The sequence below is a fragment of the Micrococcus sp. iso_229 genome (assembly GCF_058072725.1).
The window spans coordinates 1,627,228-1,649,896 of record NZ_CM176514.1 but is presented as its reverse complement, the minus strand read 5'-3'; the positions used below and the strand labels follow the sequence as shown (position 1 = coordinate 1,649,896).

Sequence of the window (22,669 nt, the reverse complement as noted above, 5' to 3'; positions counted from 1 at the left end):
CAGATGACCACCAACAACTCCTCGACGACGGGCGCACAGCTCGACGAGAAGCAGATCTTCGACCTCGCGGAGGCGGAGGACGCCAAGCTCCGCGCCAAGGCCGGGAAGTCCTACTCCCAGGGCGCCCTGGTCCGCAAGCGGTTCTTCCGCCACAAGGCGGCGATGATCTCCCTGATCGTGCTGGTCTTCATCACGCTGATGGCGTTCTCCTCCATCGGCTTCGCCGGCATCCCCGGCTGGTGGGACAAGTCCTACACGGCCGCGGCCTCCGTGGTGAACGGCGGCCGCCCGACGCTGTCGGTCGTGCCCCAGTTCCTCGGCGGCGACGGCATCCGCTGGGGCGAGCACCCCTTCGGCCAGGACACCACGGGCAAGGACTACTTCGCCCTCGTGATGCGCGGGACCCAGCAGTCCATGATCATCGCGGCCATCGTGGGCCTGCTCTCCACCGTGATCGGCGCGATCGTCGGCGCCGTGTCCGGCTACTTCGGCGGTTGGGTCGACTCCGTGCTGATGCGCCTGACCGACCTGATCATCGTCATCCCGCTGCTCGTGCTCGCCGCGGTGCTCGGCCAGATGGCCAGCGGCATGAAGATGGGCATCCTCCCGCTCGCGGTGGTGCTCGGCCTCGTGTCCTGGACGTCCCTGGCCCGCCTCGTGCGCGGCGAGGTCCTGTCCCTGCGCGAGAAGGAGTTCGTGGCGGCCGCCGTCGCCATGGGCGCCAAGCCGGGCCGCCTGATCTTCAAGCACCTGCTGCCCAACACGATCGGCGTGATCGTCGTGAACGCGACGTTCGCGATCGCGGGCGCGGTGCTGCTGGAGACCTCGCTGTCCTTCCTCGGCTTCGGCGTGAAGGCGCCGGACTCGTCCCTGGGCCTGCTCATCTCCGACTACCAGAACGCGTTCACCACCCGTCCGTGGCTGTTCTGGTGGCCCGGCATGATCATCCTCGCGATCGCCCTGTCCGTGAACTTCCTCGGCGACGGTCTGCGCGACGCCTTCGACCCGCGCCAGGGTGCGGGCGCCCGTCGCAAGCCCCGCTTCTTCGGCCGACGTGCCGCCGTCACCGAGGCCGGCGCGACGACGGCGGGCGGCCTGGAGGCCGCCCCGACGGCAGGCCGGATCTCCGACGCGGACGAGGACGGTCAGCGATGAGCGCGAACGACAAGAAAGGCCGATCCATGTTCGGCAAGAAGAACGAGAACGACGTGACCGCCGGCGGGCAGGGCTCGCACGCGGCGTCGTCGGCGGACCTCGAGGCGCGCGGCGCCGCCGTGCCCGGCTCCTCCGGCGCCGGCGGCGTGACTCCGGGCCCCGCGACGAGCGCGATGGGCGTCGTGGCCCGCCACGACGACCTGGGCGGCGAGCCAGTGCTCGCCTTCCGCGACGTGGACGTGAAGTTCGCGACCGAGTTCGGCGAGGTGCACGCGGTCAAGGGCGTGACGTTCGACGTCAAGCCCGGCGAGGTCGTCGCCCTCGTGGGCGAGTCCGGCTCCGGCAAGTCCGTCACGAGCGCCACCGCCATGGGCCTGCTCCCGGGCAACGCGGACATCACCGGCTCGGTGCAGCTGGCCGGCCGCGACGTGCTCACGATGACCCCGGGGCAGCTGCGCGACATCCGCGGCGACGAGGTGGCGATGGTGTTCCAGGAGCCCATGACGGCCCTGAACCCCGTCCTCACCGTGGGCGACCAGCTCACGGAGGCCCTCGAGCTGCACGGCATCGCCTACGGCACCGAGGCGGACAAGCGCGCCGTCGAGCTGCTCACCATGGTGGGCATCCCCGACGCCGCCACCCGCCTCAAGCAGTACCCCCACCAGTTCTCGGGCGGCCAGCGCCAGCGCATCGTCATCGCGATGGCGATCAGCTGCTCGCCGAAGGTGATCATCGCGGACGAGCCCACCACGGCGCTCGACGTGACGGTCCAGGCCGAGATCCTGGAGCTGCTGCGCTCCCTGAAGAACAAGATGAACACCGGCATCCTGCTCATCACGCACAACATGGGCGTGGTCGCGGACATGGCGGACCGCGTGTGCGTGATGCTCCACGGGGAGCTCGTGGAGCAGGGCTCGGTGCACCAGGTGCTCCAGCACGCCCGGCACCCCTACACCCAGAAGCTGCTCTCGGCGGTGCCGCGCCTCGGCGAGCCCCTCGAGGTGGCGGAGCCGGAGCCGGTCACGGCCACGCAGACGCAGGCCCGGTACGCGATCGAGGCGGAGAACCTCCACCTCGAGTACGACCACCGCGGCAAGAAGAACCGCGTGGTCCACGACGTCAGCTTCCAGGTGGCCCCGGGCGAGATCCTGGGCCTGGTGGGCGAGTCCGGCTCGGGCAAGTCCACCATCGCCAAGTCGGTGCTCGGTCTGCTCACCATCGCGGAGGGCTCTCTGCGCATCCAGGGCCACGACCTGGCGACGATGCCCAAGGCTGAACAGCGCGCCCTGCGCAAGAACATCGGCGTGGTCTTCCAGGACCCGGCGGCCTCACTGGACCCGCGGTTCCCGATCGGCGACATCATCGCCGAGCCGATGGTCGTGCACAAGGTGGGAGACCGGCGCTCGCGCCTGGCCCGCGCCGAGGAGCTGCTGGACGCGGTGCGTCTGCCGCGCTCCGTGGTGAACCGGTACCCGCACGAGCTCTCCGGCGGTCAGCGCCAGCGCATCTCGATCGCCCGCGCCCTGACCCTGGACCCCCAGGTGCTCATCGCGGACGAGCCGACCTCGGCCCTGGACGTGTCCGTCCAGGCCGCCGTGCTGGACATGTTCGCGGAGCTGCAGCAGCGCTACGAGTTCGCGTGCCTGTTCGTGTCCCACGACCTCGCGGTGGTGGACATGCTGGCCCACAAGGTGCTCGTCCTCAAGGACGGCCGCCAGGTGGAGCAGGGCCCCACGGAGGAGGTGCTCCACCGTCCGAAGGAGGAGTACACCCGTCGCCTCCTGGCGGCGGCGCCCGTGCCGGATCCGGACCAGCAGGCGGAGCGTCGCCAGGAGCGCCGCGAATTCCTCGCCTCCCTCGGCGAGGGCGTCTACTGACCGTTCGGGCCTACCGGCCCGCCCGTCCACGGCGGCCCCTGCGCGTACAATCGCACGGGGGCCGCCGTCGTCGTGTGCCTCCACCCCTTTGATGTCGAACCGGACAGGACGCCCATGACCTCGACCGAAACCCGCCGCTCCGATCTGCGCAACGTGGCCATCGTGGCCCACGTGGACCATGGCAAGACCACGATGGTGGATGCCATGCTGCGCCAGACCGGTGCCTTCAACACGCACGGCGACGTCGCCGAGCGGGTCATGGACTCCGGGGACCTGGAGAAGGAGAAGGGGATCACGATCCTCGCGAAGAACACCACGGTGTTCTACTCCGGCCCGTCCGCCCCCGAGGGTGAGACCGTCACCATCAACGTGATCGACACCCCCGGCCACGCCGACTTCGGCGGCGAGGTGGAGCGCGGCCTGTCCATGGTGGACGGCGTCGTGCTGCTCGTGGACTCCTCCGAGGGCCCGCTGCCCCAGACCCGCTTCGTGCTCCGCAAGGCCCTCGCCGCCAAGCTGCCCGTGATCCTCGTGGTCAACAAGACGGACCGCCCGGACGCGCGCATCGACGGGGTCGTCTCCGACTCCATGGACCTGCTGCTCGGCCTGGCCTCGGACCTGGCCGAGGAGGATCCGGACCTGGACCTCGACTCGGTGCTGGACGTCCCGGTCGTCTACGCCTCAGGCAAGGCCGGCCGCGCCTCCCTGACCCAGCCCGCCGACGGCGCCCTGCCGGAGGCCGAGGACCTCGAGGCCCTCTTCAACGTGATCATGGAGCACATCCCGGCCCCGTCCTACACCGAGGGCGAGGTCCTCCAGGCGCACGTCACCAACCTGGACGCCTCCCCGTTCCTCGGCCGCCTCGCGCTGCTGCGCATCTTCAACGGCACCCTCCGCAAGGGCCAGCAGGTCGCGTGGGCCCGCCAGGACGGCGCCCTGAAGACCGTGAAGATCACCGAGCTGCTGGCCACCAAGGGCCTCGAGCGCGTGCCCGCGGAGGAGGCCGGCCCGGGCGAGATCGTCGCCGTCGCCGGCATCGAGGACATCATGATCGGCGAGACCCTCACCGACGCGGAGAACCCGAAGCCGCTGCCGCTGATCACGGTGGACGACCCGGCCATCTCCATGACCGTGGGCATCAACACCTCCCCGCTGGCCGGCCGCGTCAAGGGCGCCAAGGTCACGGCCCGCCAGGTGAAGGACCGCCTGGACAAGGAGCTGATCGGCAACGTCTCGCTCAAGGTGCTCCCCACCGAGCGCCCGGATGCGTGGGAGGTGCAGGGCCGCGGCGAGCTCGCCCTGGCCATCCTCGTGGAGCAGATGCGCCGCGAGGGCTTCGAGCTCACCGTGGGCAAGCCGCAGGTGGTCACCCGGACCGTGGACGGCAAGGTCCACGAGCCGATGGAGCGCATGACCATCGACATCCCCGAGGAGTTCATGGGCGCGGTCACGCAGCTCATGGCCGCCCGCAAGGGCCGCATGCAGGAGATGTCCAACCACGGCACGGGCTGGATCCGCATGGAGTTCCTGGTCCCGGCCCGCGGCCTGATCGGCTTCCGCACCCGCTTCCTCACCGAGACCCGCGGCGCAGGCATCGCCTCCTCCTACGCGGCCGGCTACGAGCCGTGGACCGGTGAGATCGAGTACCGCACCAACGGCTCCCTCGTGGCCGACCGGGCGGGCTCCGCCACGCCGTTCGCCATGATCAACCTGCAGGAGCGCGGCACCTTCTTCGTGCAGCCCGGCGCCGAGGTGTACGAGGGCATGATCGTGGGCGAGAACTCGCGCGCCGACGACATGGACGTGAACATCACCAAGGAGAAGAAGCTCACCAACATGCGTGCGGCCTCCTCCGAGTCGTTCGAGGGCCTGACGCCCCCGCGCCGGCTCACCCTCGAGGAGTCCCTCGAGTTCGCCCGCGAGGACGAGTGCGTGGAGATCACCCCCGAGGACATCCGCATCCGCAAGGTCGTCCTGGACGCCAACGAGCGCCTGAAGGCCGCGCGCGCCCGCGCCCGTGCCTGACCGTCCCCGCCGCCGCGCCCGGCCCGCCGACGTGGTGGGCGGGGCGCTGCTCGGCGTCGTCGCCGGCGCGCTCGGCACCGCCGTCCATCTGAACCTGGCCTCCCTGCCGGGCGGCTGGACCCTGCCCTGGGGTGCGGTGCTGGCGCTCGTGCTCGTCGGCTCGACACAGCGCTGGTGGATGGTCCGACGCGCGGTCCGCGGCGGGCGCGCCCTGCCGGCGGGGGCCGCGGTCGTCGCCGGTGCGTTCACCGCCGTCCTGGCCCTGCAGCGCCTGCCGCTGGACGACGCCCTGGGGGTGTCCTGGACGGCCGGCCTGTGGGCGGCGGCGCCGGGCGCCGTCGTCGCCTCCGTGGCCTGGAACGCCGGCCAGCCGGTGCTCGGCCTGGTCCTGTTGGCCGCGGGCCGGCGGCTGGACCGCCGACCCGCGGAGGCCGCCGACGGCGCCACGCGCCCCCGCCGGGCTACTGTGACCGCCCGCGCAACGCGTCCGGGGGAGCGAGTACCCTGGACCGCAGCCCCGCAACCCCGTGCCCAGAGAGAGGTGGACGGTCAGCCATGACCTACGTGATCGCGTTGCCGTGTGTGGACGTCAAGGACAAGGCGTGCATCGACGAATGCCCCGTGGACTGCATCTACGAGGGTGAGCGCATGCTCTACATCCACCCGGACGAATGCGTCGACTGCGGTGCGTGCGAGCCGGTGTGCCCCGTCGAGGCCATCTACTACGAGGACGACACCCCCGACGAGTGGGCCGAGTACTACAAGGCCAACGTCGAGTTCTTCGACGACCTGGGCTCCCCGGGCGGCGCCGCCAAGCTGGGCATGATCGCCAAGGACCACCCGATCATCTCCGCCCTGCCCCTGCAGAACGCGGACGCCTGAGCCCCCATGCTGACGCTGCCGGACTACCCGTGGGACACGCTCACCCCCTACCGTGAGCGTGCCGCCGCCCACCCGGACGGCGTCGCGGACCTGTCCATCGGCACGCCCGTGGATCCGACGCCGGCGCTGATCCGCCGGGCCCTGACCGAGGCCGCCGACGCGCACGGCTACCCGACGACGCACGGCACGGACGCCCTGCGCCGCGCGGTCGTCGACTGGTACGCCCGGCGCCGCGGGGTGTCCGGGCTGGACCCGGCGGCCGTGGTGCCCACGGTCGGGTCCAAGGAGTTCATCGCGTGGCTGCCCACGCTGCTCGGGCTGGGCGCAGGCGACGTCGTCGTCCACCCCGAGGCCGCCTACCCCACCTATGCGGTGGGCGCGCTGCTGGCCGGGGCGGAGGCCGTGGCCGCGGACGACCTCGACGCGCTGGCGCTCGAGGTGCGGGAGCGGGTGCGCCTCGTGTGGACCAACTCGCCGGCCAACCCCACCGGCGCCGTGCTGGACGCGGCGGCGCTGCGCCGCACGGTCGACGCCGCCCGTGCCGTGGGGGCCGTGGTGTGCGGGGACGAGTGCTACGCCGAGCTCGGCTGGGACGCGTGGGACGGGGCCGTCGTGCCCTGCATCCTGTCCGACGAGGTCTCCGGCGGCGACCTGACGGGCCTGCTGAGCGTCTACTCGCTGTCCAAGCAGTCCAACCTCGCCGGCTACCGCGCCGCGTTCGCCGCGGGGGATCCGGAGCTCGTGGCGACCCTGGTCAACACCCGCAAGCACGCGGGCATGATCGTGCCCGCCCCGGTGCAGCACGCGATGGCCGTGGCCCTGGCCGACGACGGGCACGTCGCAGAGCAGAAGGACCGCTACCGCCGCCGTCGGGACGCGCTGCGCACCGCGCTGGAGGCCTCCGGCCACACGGTGGACCACTCCGAGGCGGGGCTGTACCTGTGGACCCGGCGGGCGGACCTGGACCCGGCCCACGCCACGGCGCAGGACTCGTGGGACCTGCTGGGCGACCTGGCGGACCTGGGCATCATCGCCGGGCCCGGCGTGTTCTACGGTGCCGGCGGCGACGGCTACGTCCGCGTCGCGATCACCGCCACGGACGAGGCGGTCGCCCGGGCCGCGGCGAGACTCACCGCCCGCGGGCCGCGGACCGGCTGAGCCGGGGCCGAGGGCCGTCGTCGGGGGAAGCGACCGCGCGCCCCGGGCCGGTCCTTGATAGTTTGGAGCAGAGTCGTCCCCGTGTGGGCGCGCCCACGCCGGCGCGCGAACCCGGGCCATCGAGAAGAGAAGACGAGGGAGCACACCCGTGACCCATCACGAGTCCGTCCGGCTGACCGTCGGCGAGCAGAGCCTGGACCTGGGCGTCGAGCACGCCACAGAGGGCAACAACGGCATCAACATCGCCCCGCTCCTGAAGGAGACCGGCGACGTCACCTACGACCCGGGCTTCATGAACACGGCGAACGCCAAGTCGGCCGTCACGTTCATCGACGGCGACCAGGGCATCCTGCGCTACCGCGGCTACGCCATCGAGGACCTCGCCGAGCACTCCTCCTTCATGGAGGTGGCCTACCTGCTGATCTACGGCGAGCTGCCCGAGTCCAAGGAGACCCTGGAGGCCTGGGAGACCAACATCCTGCGCCACAACATGGTGCACGAGGACCTCAAGCTGTTCTTCAACGGCTTCCCGCGGGACGCGCACCCCATGCCGGTGCTGTCCTCCTCCGTGTCCGGGCTGTCCACGTTCTACCCGGACTCCCTGGACCCGCACGATCCGGAGCAGGTCCACATCTCCACCGTGCGTCTGCTGGGCAAGCTGCCGGTGCTGGCCTCCTACGCGTTCAAGAAGTCGCTGGGCCAGCCGTTCATGTACCCGCACAACTCGCTGAACTACGTGGAGAACTTCCTCCGCCTGTGCTTCGGCGTGCCGGCCGAGGAATACGACATCGACCCGGACGTGGTCAAGGCACTCGACCTGCTGCTCATGCTGCATGCCGACCACGAGCAGAACGCCTCCACCTCCACGGTGCGCCTGGTCGGCTCCACCCAGGCCAACCTGTTCGCCTCGGTGTCCGCCGGCATCAACGCCCTCTACGGCCCGCTGCACGGCGGCGCCAACGAGGCCGTGCTGAACATGCTCCGGAGGATCAAGTCGGAGGGCATCACGCCCGAGGACTTCATGGAGAAGGTGAAGAACAAGGAGGACGGCGTCCGCCTGATGGGCTTCGGCCACCGCGTGTACAAGAACTACGACCCGCGGGCCAAGATCATCAAGAAGACCGCCGAGGACATCCTGGGCAAGATGGGCGGCAACGACGAGCTGCTCGAGATCGCCCAGCGCCTCGAGGAGAAGGCCCTCGCCGACGACTACTTCGTGGAGCGCAAGCTCTACCCGAACGTCGACTTCTACACCGGCGTGATCTACAAGGCCATGGGCTTCCCGGAGAAGATGTTCACCGTCCTCTTCGCCCTGGGCCGCCTGCCCGGCTGGATCGCCCAGTGGCGCGAGCTCATGGAGGACCCGGCCACCAAGATCGGCCGCCCGCGCCAGATCTACGTGGGCGAGACGTTGCGCCAGTACCCGCAGCGCTGACCCGGGGGCGCCGACCCTGCGTTCGGGGGCGGTTTCGGGTGGTATTCCGACGGAATACCACCCGACACCGCCCCCCATGCGTTCGCCGGAGCGTGGTCATGTCGAGGCGGAGGGGCCGAGGCGGCATCGGACCACCGCGACGACGCCACGGAAGTCCTCGCGCCCATCCGCCCAGGTGACGCGGAGCGTCGTCCAGCCGCGCGCCTGGCCGTAGCGGTCCCGGCGGGCGTCGCGCGCCTGCTGCTCCCGCGTGCGGTGCCCCGCACCGTCGTCCTGCAGGGCCAGGCGCACGTGACGGTAGGCCAGGTCGGCCACGGGGGAGAAGGGGTCCCCGGGCTCGAGCGCGGCCTGCAGCTCCGGCTCCGGAAGCCCGCCGGCCACGAGGGCCAGGCGCAGGCGGGTCCCGGGCGGCGAGTCCGCCCCGACGCGCACGGAATCCAGCGCCTCCCGGGCGGCCGGGCGGCCATGGAAGCGCCCGGACGCGCGCAGGCCGTGCACGTGCGTGACGAACTCGGGCGCCAGCGGCCGGCGGTGGTCCAACAGTCCGGCCCGCCGGACGCGTCGCGTCCCCCGGGCCACGGTGAGGTGCACCGGCGGGTCGGCCTCGAGCTCGCCCGTCGCCGGGTCGCGCCGCCGCCAGGCTCGCGCGGGCATCGGCAGGCCGTGCAGGTGGGCCGCCGTCTCGTGGGAGAGGACGGCATCCGGGCGTCGGCGCAGGAGCGCGGCGAGGTGATCGGGGGAGAAGCCGTGCCCGGGCTCGGGCAGGCCCAGGTCGGCCCAGACCGTGCCAGGGTGCGCCCGCTGCCGGTGGATGCACTGCCCGACCCGCTCCAGGTCCGACCGGCGGGCGCGGTCGGGTGGCAGCCCCAGCCGGGCTAGGTCCGGGGCGCGCTGGCCGCGGCACGGGGACGACGCGCGAGGCGGGCGCTGCTGTGCAGGAGCCGACGGCCCGCGCCGCGTGCCGTCGTCGTCGCCCCGCCCCGGGCCGCCGGGGAGTTCCGGGGGCGATAGTGGGCGTTATCCCGGCGGGATACCACCGGAAATCGCCCCCAAGACGCGGCGGGGAGCGGGGAGGGACGGGGCGCGGGGCGAGCGCGCCGGGTCAGTTCGCGTGCAGCGCCGCGTTCAGTTCGACGGTCCGGCCGGCGCGGGGGAGGGCCTCGACCCCGCCCGTGGTGGAGTTGCGGCGGAACAGCAGGTTCGGCACGCCGGAGAGGTCCACGGCCTTCACGGTCCGCGCCGCCTCGCCGTCCTGCAGCACGCTCACGCGCGTGCCCGCGGTGACGTACAGACCGGCCTCGACCACGCAGTCGTCGCCGACGGAGATGCCCACGCCGGAGTTCGCGCCGAGCAGCACGTGCTCGCCGATCACGATCCGCTGGGTGCCGCCGCCGGAGAGCGTGCCCATGATGGACGCGCCGCCTCCGACGTCGGACCCGTCGCCCACCACGACGCCGGCCGAGATCCGGCCCTCCACCATCGAGTGCCCCAGGGTGCCCGCGTTGAAGTTCACGAAGCCCTCGTGCATCACGGTCGTCCCCTCGGCCAGGTGGGCGCCCAGGCGCACCCGGTCCGCGTCGCCGATGCGCACCCCGGAGGGCACGACGTAGTCCGTCATGCGCGGGAACTTGTCCACGCCGTACACCTGCACGGCGCCGCGGGCACGCAGCCTCGCCCGCGTCAGCTCGAAGTCGGCGACCGCACAGGGTCCGTGGTTCGTCCACACCACGTTGGTGAGCAGCCCGAAGACGCCGTCGAGGTTGAGCTCGTTCGGCCGCGCCAGGCGGTGCGAGAGGGCGTGCAGGCGCAGCCACGCGTCCGCGGTGGAGGCCGGGGCGGCGTCCAGGTCGACCTCCAGCTCGACGACGGCCTGCGTGGTCCCGCGGTCCGCGTCGTCCGCGGCGAGGGCGCGCAGGGTGTCGCGCAGCGAGGCGTCCGCGGCGGAGAGCGGGCCGGCCACGGGGGCGGGGAACCACACGTCCAGGACGGCGCCGTCGGCGGCCGTGGTGGCCAGGCCGTGGCCGGAGACGAGACGGGGGGAGGGCTGCTGTGCGGCGGTCTGGGTCATGTGCCTCAGCCTACTGAGCGGCCGGGGCACGCTGCAGGGCGGCGAGAGGCGCGTCCGTAGACTGGACACATGAGTCTCACCCCCGTACCCCTGCCCGACCTCGCCGATCCGGACCTCGACGTCGCGGCGCTCACCGCCACCCTGCTGGACGTGCGCTCCGTCTCGGGGGAGGAGGGGCCGCTGGCCGACGCCGTCGAGCAGGCCCTGCGCGCCCTCGGTGGCCTCGAGGTGCGGAGGTTCGGGGACGCCGTCGTCGCCCGCACCGCTCTGGGGCGGCCGACCCGCGTGATCCTGGCCGGGCACCTGGACACGGTGCCCCTGCCCACCGTGCCGGGCTCGCGCGGGACCGTGCCCTCGGTGTGGGACGGGGACGTGCTGTACGGCCGCGGAGCCGTGGACATGAAGTCCGGCGTCGCCGTGCAGCTGGCCCTGGCCGGCCGCTTCGGCCGCGCGGACGGCCCCACGCCCGTGCACGACGTCACGTGGGTGTTCTACGACCACGAAGAGGTCTCCTCGGACCTCTCGGGCCTCGCCCGCGTGGCCCGCCAGGCCCCCGAGCTGCTGGAGGGCGACTTCGCGGTGCTGCTCGAGCCGACCGACGGCGTCGTGGAGGGCGGCTGCAACGGCACGTGCCGGTACCGCGTCACCTTTCCCGGTGTCGCGGCGCACTCGGGCCGCGCCTGGCGCGGTGACAACGCGATCCACAAGCTGGCCCCCGTGCTCACCGCCCTGGCGGCGTACGAACCGGCCACGGTCACGGTGGAGGGCCTGGACTACCGCGAGGGGCTGCACGCGATCCGCGTGGCCGGCGGCGTCGCGGGCAACGTCATCCCGGACGAGGCGTCCGTGGACCTGAACTACCGGTTCGCTCCGGACAAGACCCTCGAGCAGGCCCACGCGCACGTGCGCGCGGTGCTGGAGGGGGCAGGCGTGGACTGGGACGCCCAGGTGCGGATCGACGACGCCTCGCCCGCCGCCCGCCCCGGTCTGGACCGGCCGGCCGCCGCCGCGTTCGTCGCCGCCGTCGGGGGAGAGCCCCAGCCCAAGTACGGGTGGACGGACGTGGCGCGGTTCTCCCAGCTGGGCGTGCCCGCGGTCAACTTCGGCCCCGGCGACGCCCTCCTGGCCCACACGGACGACGAGCACGTGTCCCGCGAGGCGGTCCGCGCGTGCCTCGCGGCGCTCGCGGCCTGGCTGGCCGGCTGACCCACGACGTCGGCCGACCCCGTCGGCCGCCGCCCGGTCAGGCCGCCTTGTCCGTGGGCGCCCCGACGAGCGGGGTCGCGGGGGCGCTGGCGTCGCCGGCCGTCCGCGACGACAGCCGCCGCGAGAGCCGGGTGGCCGCCCAGGTGAGGAGGAAGTTGATCACGATGAAGATCACCGCGGCCACCACGAGGGACTGCAGGATGTTGCCGTTGCCGGAGCCGAGCTGGCGGGCGTACTGCAGGAGTTCGAAGAAGCCGATGAGGTAGCCCAGCGCCGAGTCCTTGAGGATCACCACGAACTGGCTCAGCAGCGAGGGCAGCATGGCGATGAGGGCCTGGGGCACCTCCACGAGCCGCAGGGACTGGGTGCTCGTCATGCCCACCGCCGCGGCCGCCTCGCGCTGGCCGCGCGGCAGCGAGCGCACCCCGGAGCGCACCAGCTCCGCGATCACGGACCCGTTGTACAGGGTCAGCGCCGCGATCACCGCGTAGTACGGGCCGTCCTGGGGCTGGATCGCCCCGGTGCGCGCGACCTGCGCGAACAGCTGGTAGAAGAACACCATCATCACGAGCACCGGCACGGCCCGGAAGAACTCCACGACGACGGCGGCCAGCCAGCGCACCGGGCCGAACGGGGCGAGCCGCAGGAAGCCGAACACCAGGCCGAACACCACGGAGGAGACCACGGCGATGCCGGCGGACTGCAGGGTGAACTGCAGGCCCGGCAGGTAGTAGTTCCGCCACGCGTCGCCGTCGACGGCGGCCAGCCAACGGCGGCCGGAGAGCTGACCGGTGGCGTTCATCTGGATCAGGACGATGACCGCCACGGCCAGCACCGCGGCGAGGGCGACCAGGTTGGCGAGGAGGATCCGGCGGCGGGCGATCGGACCCGGGGCGTCGAAGAGGACGGAGGCCTGGGCGCTCATCGGGCCACCGCCCATCTCTCCGAGGCCCATGTGGTCAGCAGGCCGATGGGGATGACGATCAGGCAGAAGCCGATCGCGAAGGTCAGGAAGATCGCCACCATCACGTCCGGGCTGAACTCGATCATGCGCTTCATCAGGCCGGAGGCCTCCGCCACCGACGCCGCGGCGGCGACGGTGGTGTTCTTGGTCAGCGCGATCACGGTGTTGCCCAGCGGGGTGATGGCCCCACGCAGCGCCTGGGGCAGGATCACGTGGCGGGCCGCGGGCAGGAAGCCCAGGCCGATGGAGCGGGCGGCCTCGGCCTGCCCGAGCGGGACGGTGTTGACGCCGGAGCGGATCGCCTCGCACATGAACGCCGCGTGGTAGAGCGAGAGCGCGATCACGGCGTAGATGAAGAAGTTCAGCGTGAAGTCGGACGAGAAGCTGATCTTCAGCTGCCCCCAGACGGCGAGCACGCCGAGCAGCATGATGATCGTCAGCGGGGTGTTGCGGACCACGTTGACGTAGCCGGTGCCGAGGACGCGCAGCGAGGGGACGGGCGAGATGCGGAACAGGGCGAGCACCACGCCGAGGACGAACGAGCCGAGGGTCGCGAGGAACGCGAGCCTGATGTTCGTCCAGAACGCGAGCGGGATGTCCGCGCCGTAGTCCGCGAGGAGCGAGGAGATCGATTCCATGTCTTCTCCGAGGGTCGGGACGGGGCTGACGGGCAGGGGAGCCGCCGGACGGGCCGAGGGTGACTGTTCAGGTCACGTCCTCGGCCCGCCCGGCGGCGCAGGTCGTCAGGCGCAGGGCTCGAACTCGGCGTCCTCGCCGGAGTTCAGCGTCTCGTCGTAGGTGTAGCCCGTGCCCTCGGTGTTGGACTCGAGGGCCTTCTTCCACTCGCCGGAGTCCTTCATCTCCTTGATGGCCCCGTTGATGTCCTCGCAGCGCTCCGAGTCCTTCGGCAGGCCGACGCCGTAGCGCTCCGTGGTGAAGGTGTTGCCGACGACCTTGAACTTGCCCTTGTTGGCGTCGGCGGCGGCCAGGCCCGCGAGGATGATGTCGTCCGTGGTCACGGCGTCCACCTGGCCGGACTCGAGGTAGGTCACGCATTCGGCGTAGCCGCCCTGCTCCACCAGGTTCACGCCGGAGGCGAACTGGTCCTTGATCTTCTGGGCCGAGGTGGAGCCGGTGACGGAGCAGAGGTTCTTCCCGTCGAGGGACTCGGGGCCGGTGATCGCGGTGTCGTCCGCGCGGACCAGCAGGTCCTGGCCGGCCACGAAGTACGGGCCCGCGAAGTCGACGCGCTCCTTGCGGGCGTCCGTGATGGAGTACGTCGCGAAGATCATGTCGACCTCGCCGTTCTCCAGGGCGTTCTCCCGGTTCGCGGACGGGGTCTGGACCCACTCGATGTCCTTCTCGGCCACGCCGAGCTTGTCCGCCACGTAGCGGGCCACGTCCGTGTCGAAGCCGGTGGGCTGGGCCGAGCCCTCGCGGTAGCCCAGGCCCGGCTGGTCGAACTTGATGCCGATGCGCAGGCTCTCGCCGGAGCCGGACGACGTCGCCTCGCCGGCCGAGGACGAGCCGGCGGCGTCGCCACCGCCGCCCTGCGACGAGGAGGGGGCGCAGGCTGTGAGGGACAGGGCGGCCGCGGCGGTGACGGCGGACAGGGTCAGGAGCTTCGTGCGGAGCATGGTGCTCTCCTCTGGTTCGGTGCGGTGGGGTACGACGGGGGACGGGGTCAGTGCGCGAGGATCTTGCCCAGGAAGTCCTGGGCGCGCTCGTGTCGGGGGTTCGTGAAGAAGGTGTCGGGGTCGGTGTCCTCGAGGATGGCGCCGTCGGCCATGAAGACCACGCGGTCCCCGGCCTTGCGGGCGAAGCCCATCTCGTGGGTGACCACGACCATGGTCATGCCGCCCTCGGCGAGCTGGACCATGACGTCGAGGACCTCCTGCACCATCTCGGGGTCGAGGGCGGAGGTCGGCTCGTCGAAGAGCAGGGCCTTCGGCTCCATCGCCAGGGCGCGGGCGATGGCCACGCGCTGCTGCTGCCCGCCGGAGAGCTGGGCCGGCATCTTCTTGGCCTGCTGGGCCACGCCCACGCGCTCGAGCAGCTCCATGGCGTGCCGCTCGGCGTCCGCCCGGCGCTTGCCCTTCACCTTGATGGGCCCGAGGGTCACGTTCTCCAGGATCGACTTGTGCGCGAAGAGGTTGAACGACTGGAAGACCATGCCGATCTCGGCGCGCAGCTGAGCGAGCTGCCTGCCCTCGGTGGGCAGCGGCCGCCCGTCGATCAGGATGCGGCCGCCGTCGTCGTCGATGGTCTCGAGCCGGTTGATCGTGCGGCACAGCGTCGACTTGCCGGAGCCCGAGGGGCCGAGGACGATCGCCACCTGGCCGCGCGGGATCCGCAGGTCGATCTGGCGGAGGGCGTGGAAGTCGCCGAAGTGCTTGTTGACGCCCTCGAGGACGATCAGGTCATCGCCCGCGGCACCGCGACGGCGCCGCGTGCCGGCCTCGTCGGGGAGGTGGGCGCCGTGGGGCTGCTCAGGCGTGATCTGCGTCATGCCAGTGGAATATAGCGCACGCCACACCCGGCGCGGTGCGCCGTGCGACGCCGGCCCTGGCGGCCCGCCGGCTCGTTAGGCTGACGCCATGGCCTCACATGAGCACCCCTCGGGCGGCGACGTCGCCGCCGCGCCCCCGCGCGTCCGCCGCGGCGGGCAGATCCTGCGCGGGGAGGCGGCGCACACCCCCACGTTCGACCAGCTCCTCCTCGACGGCAGGCGGCCCGGCGACGCCGCACGCCCCGCCGCCGACGTCACCTCGACGACGTCCGAGGCCTGGCGTGTCCTGCGCATCCAGGCGGAGTTCGTCGAGGGCTTCGGCACCCTCGCGAGGCTGGGTCCCGCGGTCTCCGTGTTCGGCTCGGCGCGCACGCCCGAGGGCAGCGCCGAGTACGCCCTGGCCCACGAGGTCGGCAGCCGCTTGGCCCAGGCCGGGTACACGGTCATCACCGGCGGGGGGCCAGGCACCATGGCGGCCGCCAACCGGGGCGCCCACGAGGCCGGTGGAGAGTCCGTGGGCCTGGGCATCGAGCTGCCGTTCGAGACCGGCCTGAACCCCTGGGTGCACGTGGGCGTGGACTTCCGCTACTTCTTCGTCCGCAAGGTCATGTTCCTCAAGTACGCGCAGGGGTTCATCGTGCTGCCCGGCGGCCTCGGCACCCTGGACGAGCTCTTCGAGGCCCTCACCCTCGTGCAGACCGGCACCGTCACCCGCTTCCCCGTGGTCCTCGTGGACCGCGGCTTCTGGAGCCCGCTCGTGGACTGGATCCGCGGCACGCTCGTGGAACGCGGCATGATCTCGCCCGAGGACCCGGACCTGTTCCACCTCGTGGACACGGCCGAGGAGGCCGTCGCGTGCGTGCTCCGCTCGGCGGGGAGGGCCGACGCGTGAGCGGGCCGCAGTGGATCGTCCTGGTGGCCGTGCTCGTCGTCGTGCTGGCGGCCCTGGCCGCCGCCCTCGCGGGCCGGCTCACGCTCCGGGCCGACGACCCGGCCGGGCGGACGCCGGGACACCCCGTGCTGCTGCCGGAGCGGCCGCGCGCGGCGGATGTCGACCTGCTGCGGTTGGCCGTCGCGGTGCCCGGCTACCAGCGGGACCAGGTGGACGCCGTCCTGCTGCGGCTGCGGGACGCCCTGGCGCAGCGCGAGGACGAGGTGACCGCACTGCGGACACGGGTGGCGGAGCTCGAGGCCGCCGACCCCTCTCGGAGCGATCCGGCGGGGCGTGCCTGAGCCGCGGGCCGGGCTCGGTGCAGGCCATCGTTTGGCGCGAACACGCGGAATCCGCGATAATGGTGATGTGACCGGCCTCGCGCACGCTCGCGTGCGGGGGCGCCGGAGGCGTCCGGACAGTGCCCGCTCCCGCGGTCACCCGACGCCGTGACGGGAACATCATCCAGAAGGGAAGTCGCAATGGCCGCCATGAAGCCCCGCACCGGGGACGGTCCCATGGAAGTGACCAAGGAGGGGCGCAGCCTGATCATGCGCGTGCCGATCGACGGCGGCGGCCGTCTCGTGCTGGAGATCAACGCGGACGAGGCCCGCGAGCTCAAGGAGTGCCTCGAGGGCGTCATCCAGGCCTGAGGCCGGACCCCTTCGACGCGGACGCCCCGCGCACCGTCACGGTGCGCGGGGCGTCCGCGTCCCCGGCGACGCCGCGGATCAGCGGCGCACCGCGATCAGCACGCCCGTGCCGGAGGGGACGACGGCGGACAGCCAGTGCTCGTCCTCCCGGATGAGGCGGTCCACCGCCCGGGCGGACACGGTGGACTCGTCGCGCACGGCGGGCCGGGGAACGCGGTCGCCGTCGAGGGCGTCCACCACGACGAGCACGCCGCCGGGGGCGAGCATGCGCGCGGCCTGCTCGACGTCGAACTGACGCGCGGCCGGGTCCCCGTCCACCAGGACCATCTCATAGGCGCCGCTCGTGAGCCGGGGCAGGACGAGCCGGGAGCGCCCCGTGATCATGCGGGTGCGGCTCGTGGGCAGGCGGGCCTCCGAGAACGCCTCGCGGGCCGCACGCTGTGCCTCCGCGTCCGGGTCGACGGTGGTGAGGACCGTGCGCTCGGGCAGACCGCGCATCAGGGCGAGACCCGAGACGCCGGCGCCCGTGCCCACCTCCACGACCGCCGCGGGGGCACGCGTGGCCGCCAGCACCGTCAACAGGGCCGCCGTCCCCTCGCTCACCGGCGGCACGTCCAGCTCGGCGGCGCGCTCGCGGGCGCGCAGGACGACGTCGTCCTCGGTGGCTCGGCTCTCCGACCAGGCCCAGGACGCGTGCTTGTCGGTGGGCTGGGGCTGCAGGGCGCTCATGGCTGACTCCGGGACGACGACGGCGGGACCTCGCCCGCGGCACGGGCGACGCGGGCCAGTGTACGGGCCGGCACGCGACCGCGACCCAGAGTTCTCCCAGGAGGCGGGCCGATGATGGGAGCTGGCACGAACCGGCTCCCGCCGTGCGGGAGGCCGTTCGCCGGGCCGAGGACGCGAGGACCGAGGAGGTGGCCGCATGGGACGTCGACACACCCAGCGCCACATGGACGCCTACCTCGAGGGCGCCCTCCCCGCCGCGTCCCGGGCGCGCATCGCCCGCCATCTGGACCGTTGCCCCGAGTGCAGCGCCACGGTTCAGGCCCGGGCCCGCGTGCTCGACGCCGCCCGCACGGTGCACCAGCGTCCGGCCGGCGCCGTCGTCGCCCCGGTGCTGCGCGCCCGCGGCGTCTCCGGCCGCCTCGTGGTGGGACTGCTCACCTTCGCCGTCCTGCTCGGCGGGCTGTTCACCGCGGTCTGGGTGGCCGGCGCGCCCCGCACCACGGCCGTGCGCACGACCCCGACCCCGACGGACGCCGTCGCCCTGCCGGCCGCCGGGACCGCGTCGACGGACCGGCGCGGAACCGTCGCGGAGCTGCGGGGTCAGGGCTGGACGGTGCCCTCCCTCGTGGGGGCCGGCCTGGAGCCGCTCACCGTGGACACCGCCCAGACGGCCGAGGACGTGGAGGTCGTCGTCGGCTGGGGTCGGGACGAGCCGACCGTGACCGTCCGCGAGTGCCGACCCCGGATCGTGGGAGCCGCCCCGGAGGGCTGTGCCTCGACCGCGCCCCTGAGCACGGGAGCGCAGGAGCGTCGGCTGGCCGGCGGCGGCGTCTACCGGATCGTCCCGGCGGGGGAGCAGGACGGCTGGACGGCCGAGCTGACCACGCCGCAGGCCGCCTACCGCGTGGAGGCCACCCTGCCGGACGAACGCGCCGACGCGGTCCTCACCCACCTGCTGGTCTCCGAGCGGGCACGCGTGCTCGAGCTGGGCGGCGGAGACGCCGTCGAGGAGCGCCTGGAGCGAGGCCTCGAACGCATCGCGGACGCCGTGCCGCGCCTCCGCGGCTGAGCCGCCCCGCCCCCGCGGCTCCGGGCTGGGCGGCGGTGCCCCTCTAGTAGAGTTCGGAGGGTGTTTGGTATCAACGGCAGCGAGTTCATCATCTTGGCGGTGCTCGCGATCGTCATCCTCGGGCCGGAGAAGCTCCCCGAGTACACGCGCGCCTTCACCGACTGGCTGCGCGTCATGCGCGACAAGGCCGAGGGTGCCAAGGCGCAGTTCAAGGAGGAGACCGGCACGGACTTCGACGAGGTGGACTGGCGCAAGTACGACCCCCGCCAGTACGACCCGCGTCGCATCATCCGCGACGCGCTCCGCGAGCCCGCCGGCGGCTCGTCCACGCCCGCGTCCCGGGCGGCGCAGGCGACGGGCATCAGCGCCGAGGACGTGCACGGCGGCCTCACCCGCCAGGACCTGGCGGACATGGATCCGCGCACGCTCTTCCGCCGCCCCGCCGGGGCCGGCAGCACCGCCTCCGCGGAGTCCGGCGCCGCCGCCGCACAGACCCGGTCGACTACGCCCGGCGCGGGGGCGGCCGCCGTGGGCGGCGCCGCCGCAGCCCTGATGGCCTCCGGCCGGGCCGATGCCCTCGTCGAGGAGCGTCCGGCCGCCGTCGAGACCGAACCGGACCCGCTCGAGCTGCTCGGGCTGGCGCCCGCCCCCTTCGACGTCGACGCGACCTGACGCCGTCGCGCGCGTCGGGTGCCCCGACCGGGGCGCCGGCACCCGAGGTCAGCGAGGGGTGACCGGCAGGCGCCGCCCGGCCAGCCCGCGCGGCCGCACGGCCACCCGTTGCGCGATCTGCGTCAGCGCCCGGCCCGCGGGGCTCTCCGGCGCAGACACCACCACGGGTTCGCCGGCGTCGCCGCCCGCGCGCAGCGCCGGGTCCAGGGGAACCGTGCCCAGCAGCGGCACCTGGGTGTCCAGCACCCCGGACAGCCGCTCCGCCACCTCGGCGCCGCCGCCGGTCCCGAACACATCCAGGACGGTGCCGTCCGGCAGGGTCATCGGCCCCATGTTCTCCACGACGCCGGCCACGGTCTGGCCTGTCTGCTCCGCCAGCTGACCGGCGCGCGCGGCCACCTGCGCGGCGGCGTGCTGCGGCGTGGTCACCACGAGCAGCTCCGAGGCGGGCAGCAGCTGCGCCGTCGAGATCGCGATGTCACCGGTGCCCGGGGGCAGGTCCACGAGCAGGACGTCCAGGTCGCCCCAGTGCACATCCGTGACGAACTGTTCGAGCGCGCGGTGCAGCATCGGCCCGCGCCAGGCCACCGGCCGGTCCGCGTCGAGGAACATGCCGATCGAGATGACCTTCACGTCCCGCACCACGGGGGGCAGGATCATCCGGTCCAGCTTCGTCGGGGTGGCGCTCACGCCCAGGAGCCCGGGGATCGAGTAGCCGTGCACGTCCGCGTCGATCAGGCCGACGGCGAGCCCGCGCGCGGCGAGCGCGACCGCGAGGTTGGCCGTGACCGAGGACTTGCCCACGCCGCCCTTGCCCGAGGCCACCGCGAGGACGCGCGTGAGCGTGTCCTTCCCGAACGGGTTCGTCGGCCGAGTCGCGCGCAGGGCGTCCTGCAGCGCCAGGCGGCGCTCGGGCTCCATCACCCCGACGCGGACGTCCACGGACCCGCAGCCGGGGACGTCGGCGACGGCGGCGGCCACGTCCGTCTGGATCGTCCCGCGCAGGGGGCACGCGGCGATCGTGAGCAGCACCGCGACCTCGACGACGCCCGGGGCGGTCTCCACGACCGACTCCACCATGCCGAGGTCGGTGATCGGGCGACGGATCTCGGGGTCCTGGACCGTGGCGAGCCGTTCCAGCACCCGGCGCTCGAGGTCGGTGCGGACCTCGGGCACGGACAGGCCCAGGGCGCTCATCGGCCGCCCCCGTCCACCGGGCCCGCACCGTCGGCGGGACCGGTCACCGGGCCGGACCCCCCGGCCTCGCGGGCCTCCCGGGCCTCGCGGGCCTCCTGGGCCGCGAGGGTGGCGAGCGTGGTGGTCGTGGGCTCGGCGCCGCCGTCACCGCGCCGCGCGTCCCGGCCCCGGCCCTTGGTCTTCTTGTTCTTGCGGGGCTGGGCCTCGGCGCCCGGGAGACCGGCGCGCAGCTCGGCGCGGATCTCCTCCCGGATCTCCTCCCGCAGCTCGGCGCGCAGCGCCTCGCGGAGGTCGTCCTTGAGGTCGTCCTGGACGCCGCGCAGCTCGCCGCGCACGAAGTCGCGCGTGGCGACCTCCTGGACGGCCAGCCGCAGACCGGCGATCTCGCGGGTGAGGAACTCGGTGTCGGCGAGGTTGCGCTCGGCGCGGTCGCGGTCCTCGCGCAGCGCGACCTTGTCCCGGTCGTCCTGGCGGTTCTGCGCCAGCAGGAGCAGGGGTGCGGCGTAGGACGCCTGGAGGGAGAGCATGAGCGTGAGCGCGGTGAAGCCGAGCTCGGCGGAGTCGAACCGCCACTCCATCGGGCCGAACGTGTTCCAGCCCAGCCAGGCGGCGCAGAACAGCGTCATCCAGACGAGGAACTGCGGGGTGCCCATGAAGCGGGCGATGCCCTCGGTGGCCTCGCCGAAGGCGTCCGGGTTCGGGGCCAGCCGGGGCACGCGGCGCCCGCTGGAGCTCAGCGGGGTGTCCAGGCCGGTGCCGCGGCCCGGGCGCAGGTCTCGCGCGGTCTGGGTCATGCTCACACCTCCGGTGTCGTGCGGCGGCGGGCCGCGGGGGTCAGGTTGCGGGGCGGGTCTCGGCGTCGTCGAGGTCCATGGCCCGCCAGTCGTCGGGCAGGATGTGGTCGAGCAGGTCGTCCACGCTCACGGCCCCGACGACGCGGTCCTGCTCGTTCACCACGGGGATGCACGTGAGGTTGTAGGTCGCGAGCTCGCGGGTCACATGGGCGATGGGGGCGAGGTCCGAGACGGGCTCGAGATCCTTGTCCATGATGTTGCCGATCGCCTCCGGCGGCGGGTACCGCAGCAGGCGCTGGAAGTGGACGACGCCGAGGAACCGGCCCGTCGGCGTCTCCAGCGGCGGCCGGGCCACGATCACGAGCGAGGCCAACGCGGGGGAGATCTCCTGCTGTCGGATGGTCGCCATGGCCTCGGCCACGGTCGCCTCCGGGGGGAGGATGACCGGCACGGGGGTCATGAGCGAGCCCGCCGTGCCCTCCTCGTACTCGAGCAGGCGCCGGACGTCCTCGGCGTCCTCCGGCTCCATGCGTTCGAGCAGCAGCTCCTGCTGGGAGTCGGGCAGCTCGTGGAGCAGGTCCGCCGCGTCGTCCGGGTCCATCTCCTCCAGGACGTCGGCGGCGCGGTCGATGTCCAGCTGGGACAGGATCTGCACCTGGTCGTCGTCGGGCAGCTCCTGGAGCACGTCCGCGAGGCGTTCGTCCTGCAGCTCGCGGGCGACCTCGACGCGTCGCTTCTCCGACATGTCGTGGAGCATGTCCGCCAGGTCTGCGGGCTTGAGGTCCTCGTGCGCGGCGAGGAAGCTCGTGGCCCCCTGCGGGTCGGCCTGCGCCGTCCAGCGGGCCTCGTCCCAGTTCAGCAGGAGGTGCTCGCCCCGCTGGGCGCGGCCGAAGGGGCCGCGGCCGACGATGCGGCGCACGTACAGGTCCGAGACGAGCCAGTCGCCGTTGCGCTGCTGCTCCAGCCCGATGTCCTCCAGGAAGGCCTCGCCCGACCCGTCGGAGAGGCGCACCTTCCGGTCGAAGAGGTCGGCGGCCACCGTCTGCTCGGCGCCACGGCGTGAGAACCGGCGCAGGTTGATCAGCCCGGTCGTGATGATCTGGCCCGAGTCCATGGACGTCACCCGCGTCATCGGGACGAAGACGCGCTTCTTGCCGGGGACCTCGATCACGAGGCCGGTGGCGAACGGGGCCGCGGCGGGGCCGCGGTCCAGCACGACGACGTCGCGCAGCCGTCCCAGGCGGTCGCCGAGGGGGTCGAAGACGTCCAGGCCCAGCAGGCGGGCCACGAAGATCTTGGGGGAGCTCACCGACCCAGCCTACGGCGTACCGGGGAGCGGCTCCGT

At 73.0% G+C, this 22,669-nt stretch carries 23 protein-coding genes; 13 read left to right on the top strand and 10 right to left on the bottom strand.

Features of this window, described 5'->3' with window-relative positions; genetic code table 11:
• Nucleotides 1-3: 3 nt before the first annotated feature.
• The 7 genes from AC3RKA_RS07555 (at nt 4) to AC3RKA_RS07525 (ending at nt 8,532) form a co-directional block, all read left to right on the top strand.
• A complete protein-coding gene (locus tag AC3RKA_RS07555) occupies nt 4-1,155 on the top strand; it encodes an ABC transporter permease (protein ID WP_144824875.1) in 1,152 nt (383 codons plus the stop codon).
• Complete coding sequence (locus tag AC3RKA_RS07550) at nt 1,152-3,032, top strand: ABC transporter ATP-binding protein (protein WP_144824828.1); 1,881 nt, start codon at nt 1,152-1,154, stop codon at nt 3,030-3,032. The genes AC3RKA_RS07555 and AC3RKA_RS07550 overlap by 4 nt, the downstream gene beginning before the upstream one ends.
• A gap of 114 nt (nt 3,033-3,146) precedes the next feature.
• Nucleotides 3,147-5,057, top strand: a complete 1,911-nt coding sequence (gene typA / locus AC3RKA_RS07545; RefSeq protein WP_002855163.1) for a translational GTPase TypA — start codon at nt 3,147-3,149, stop codon at nt 5,055-5,057.
• Nucleotides 5,050-5,616 (top strand): hypothetical protein, encoded by a 567-nt coding sequence (locus tag AC3RKA_RS07540; RefSeq protein WP_002855161.1) that lies wholly within the window; start codon nt 5,050-5,052, stop codon nt 5,614-5,616. Before typA ends, AC3RKA_RS07540 begins: the two co-directional genes overlap by 8 nt.
• Nucleotides 5,613-5,939, top strand: coding sequence for a ferredoxin (gene fdxA / locus AC3RKA_RS07535; RefSeq protein ID WP_002855160.1), 327 nt, complete (start codon nt 5,613-5,615; stop codon nt 5,937-5,939). Before AC3RKA_RS07540 ends, fdxA begins: the two co-directional genes overlap by 4 nt.
• Nucleotides 5,940-5,945: 6 nt before the next feature.
• Nucleotides 5,946-7,097: a succinyldiaminopimelate transaminase gene (gene dapC / locus AC3RKA_RS07530; protein WP_002855159.1), complete on the top strand. Its 1,152-nt coding sequence runs from the start codon at nt 5,946-5,948 to the stop codon at nt 7,095-7,097.
• A gap of 148 nt (nt 7,098-7,245) precedes the next feature.
• On the top strand, nt 7,246-8,532 hold the full coding sequence (locus AC3RKA_RS07525) for a citrate synthase (protein ID WP_002855158.1): 1,287 nt from the start codon (nt 7,246-7,248) through the stop codon (nt 8,530-8,532).
• Nucleotides 8,533-8,628: 96 nt separating this feature from the next.
• Here the strand turns inward: AC3RKA_RS07525 and AC3RKA_RS07520 are convergent, their stop codons facing one another.
• Nucleotides 8,629-9,186: an endonuclease domain-containing protein gene (locus tag AC3RKA_RS07520; protein WP_002855157.1), complete on the bottom strand. Its 558-nt coding sequence runs from the start codon at nt 9,184-9,186 to the stop codon at nt 8,629-8,631.
• Nucleotides 9,187-9,634: 448 nt separating this feature from the next.
• Entirely contained in the window at nt 9,635-10,600 is a 966-nt protein-coding gene (gene dapD, locus AC3RKA_RS07515) for a 2,3,4,5-tetrahydropyridine-2,6-dicarboxylate N-succinyltransferase (RefSeq protein WP_002855156.1), read from the bottom strand.
• Between the two features lie 69 nt (nt 10,601-10,669).
• On the opposite strand from dapD, the gene dapE reads away from it, so the two are divergent.
• Complete coding sequence (dapE, locus tag AC3RKA_RS07510) at nt 10,670-11,806, top strand: succinyl-diaminopimelate desuccinylase (protein ID WP_002855155.1); 1,137 nt, start codon at nt 10,670-10,672, stop codon at nt 11,804-11,806.
• Nucleotides 11,807-11,843: 37 nt separating this feature from the next.
• Here the strand turns inward: dapE and AC3RKA_RS07505 are convergent, their stop codons facing one another.
• The 4 genes from AC3RKA_RS07505 to AC3RKA_RS07490 form a co-directional block, all read right to left on the bottom strand.
• A complete protein-coding gene (locus AC3RKA_RS07505) occupies nt 11,844-12,731 on the bottom strand; it encodes an amino acid ABC transporter permease (RefSeq protein WP_036334403.1) in 888 nt (295 codons plus the stop codon).
• On the bottom strand, nt 12,728-13,408 hold the full coding sequence (locus AC3RKA_RS07500) for an amino acid ABC transporter permease (RefSeq protein ID WP_136940287.1): 681 nt from the start codon (nt 13,406-13,408) through the stop codon (nt 12,728-12,730). Before AC3RKA_RS07500 ends, AC3RKA_RS07505 begins: the two co-directional genes overlap by 4 nt.
• A gap of 105 nt (nt 13,409-13,513) precedes the next feature.
• Complete coding sequence (locus AC3RKA_RS07495) at nt 13,514-14,407, bottom strand: glutamate ABC transporter substrate-binding protein (protein WP_002855148.1); 894 nt, start codon at nt 14,405-14,407, stop codon at nt 13,514-13,516.
• A gap of 47 nt (nt 14,408-14,454) precedes the next feature.
• The gene (locus tag AC3RKA_RS07490; protein WP_098471790.1) at nt 14,455-15,189 is read right to left on the bottom strand and encodes an amino acid ABC transporter ATP-binding protein; all 735 of its coding nucleotides are present in this window, start codon (nt 15,187-15,189) and stop codon (nt 14,455-14,457) included.
• A 178-nt stretch (nt 15,190-15,367) separates the two neighbouring features.
• Between AC3RKA_RS07490 and AC3RKA_RS07485 the strand changes: the two genes are divergently transcribed.
• The 3 genes from AC3RKA_RS07485 (at nt 15,368) to AC3RKA_RS07475 (ending at nt 16,863) form a co-directional block, all read left to right on the top strand.
• Nucleotides 15,368-16,171, top strand: coding sequence for an LOG family protein (locus tag AC3RKA_RS07485; RefSeq protein ID WP_126860715.1), 804 nt, complete (start codon nt 15,368-15,370; stop codon nt 16,169-16,171).
• On the top strand, nt 16,135-16,512 hold the full coding sequence (locus AC3RKA_RS07480) for a cell division protein DivIVA (protein WP_489727051.1): 378 nt from the start codon (nt 16,135-16,137) through the stop codon (nt 16,510-16,512). The genes AC3RKA_RS07485 and AC3RKA_RS07480 overlap by 37 nt, the downstream gene beginning before the upstream one ends.
• Nucleotides 16,513-16,692: 180 nt before the next feature.
• Nucleotides 16,693-16,863 carry a DUF3117 domain-containing protein gene (locus tag AC3RKA_RS07475; protein WP_002855133.1) on the top strand — a complete coding sequence of 57 codons (171 nt, stop codon included), beginning with the start codon at nt 16,693-16,695 and terminating at the stop codon, nt 16,861-16,863.
• 78 nt (nt 16,864-16,941) lie between these two features.
• Here AC3RKA_RS07475 and AC3RKA_RS07470 read toward each other — a convergent pair whose 3' ends face one another.
• Nucleotides 16,942-17,592, bottom strand: coding sequence for an O-methyltransferase (locus tag AC3RKA_RS07470; protein ID WP_036316483.1), 651 nt, complete (start codon nt 17,590-17,592; stop codon nt 16,942-16,944).
• A gap of 196 nt (nt 17,593-17,788) precedes the next feature.
• Here AC3RKA_RS07470 and AC3RKA_RS07465 point away from each other — a divergent pair, with 196 nt between their 5' ends.
• Both AC3RKA_RS07465 and AC3RKA_RS07460 read left to right on the top strand, forming a co-directional pair.
• The gene (locus AC3RKA_RS07465; protein ID WP_002854737.1) at nt 17,789-18,661 is read left to right on the top strand and encodes an anti-sigma factor family protein; all 873 of its coding nucleotides are present in this window, start codon (nt 17,789-17,791) and stop codon (nt 18,659-18,661) included.
• A 60-nt stretch (nt 18,662-18,721) separates the two neighbouring features.
• On the top strand, nt 18,722-19,333 hold the full coding sequence (locus tag AC3RKA_RS07460; RefSeq protein ID WP_049158825.1) for a twin-arginine translocase TatA/TatE family subunit: 612 nt from the start codon (nt 18,722-18,724) through the stop codon (nt 19,331-19,333).
• Between the two features lie 48 nt (nt 19,334-19,381).
• Here the strand turns inward: AC3RKA_RS07460 and AC3RKA_RS07455 are convergent, their stop codons facing one another.
• Genes AC3RKA_RS07455 through AC3RKA_RS07445 form a run of 3 tightly spaced genes read right to left on the bottom strand, consistent with a single transcriptional unit; the run spans nt 19,382 to nt 22,633 of the window.
• Complete coding sequence (locus tag AC3RKA_RS07455; protein WP_060775289.1) at nt 19,382-20,530, bottom strand: Mrp/NBP35 family ATP-binding protein; 1,149 nt, start codon at nt 20,528-20,530, stop codon at nt 19,382-19,384.
• Nucleotides 20,527-21,324, bottom strand: coding sequence for a DUF1003 domain-containing protein (locus tag AC3RKA_RS07450; RefSeq protein ID WP_489727050.1), 798 nt, complete (start codon nt 21,322-21,324; stop codon nt 20,527-20,529). Before AC3RKA_RS07450 ends, AC3RKA_RS07455 begins: the two co-directional genes overlap by 4 nt.
• Nucleotides 21,325-21,364: 40 nt before the next feature.
• Nucleotides 21,365-22,633, bottom strand: a complete 1,269-nt coding sequence (locus AC3RKA_RS07445) for a magnesium transporter MgtE N-terminal domain-containing protein (RefSeq protein WP_002854731.1) — start codon at nt 22,631-22,633, stop codon at nt 21,365-21,367.
• Nucleotides 22,634-22,669: the final 36 nt, after the last annotated feature.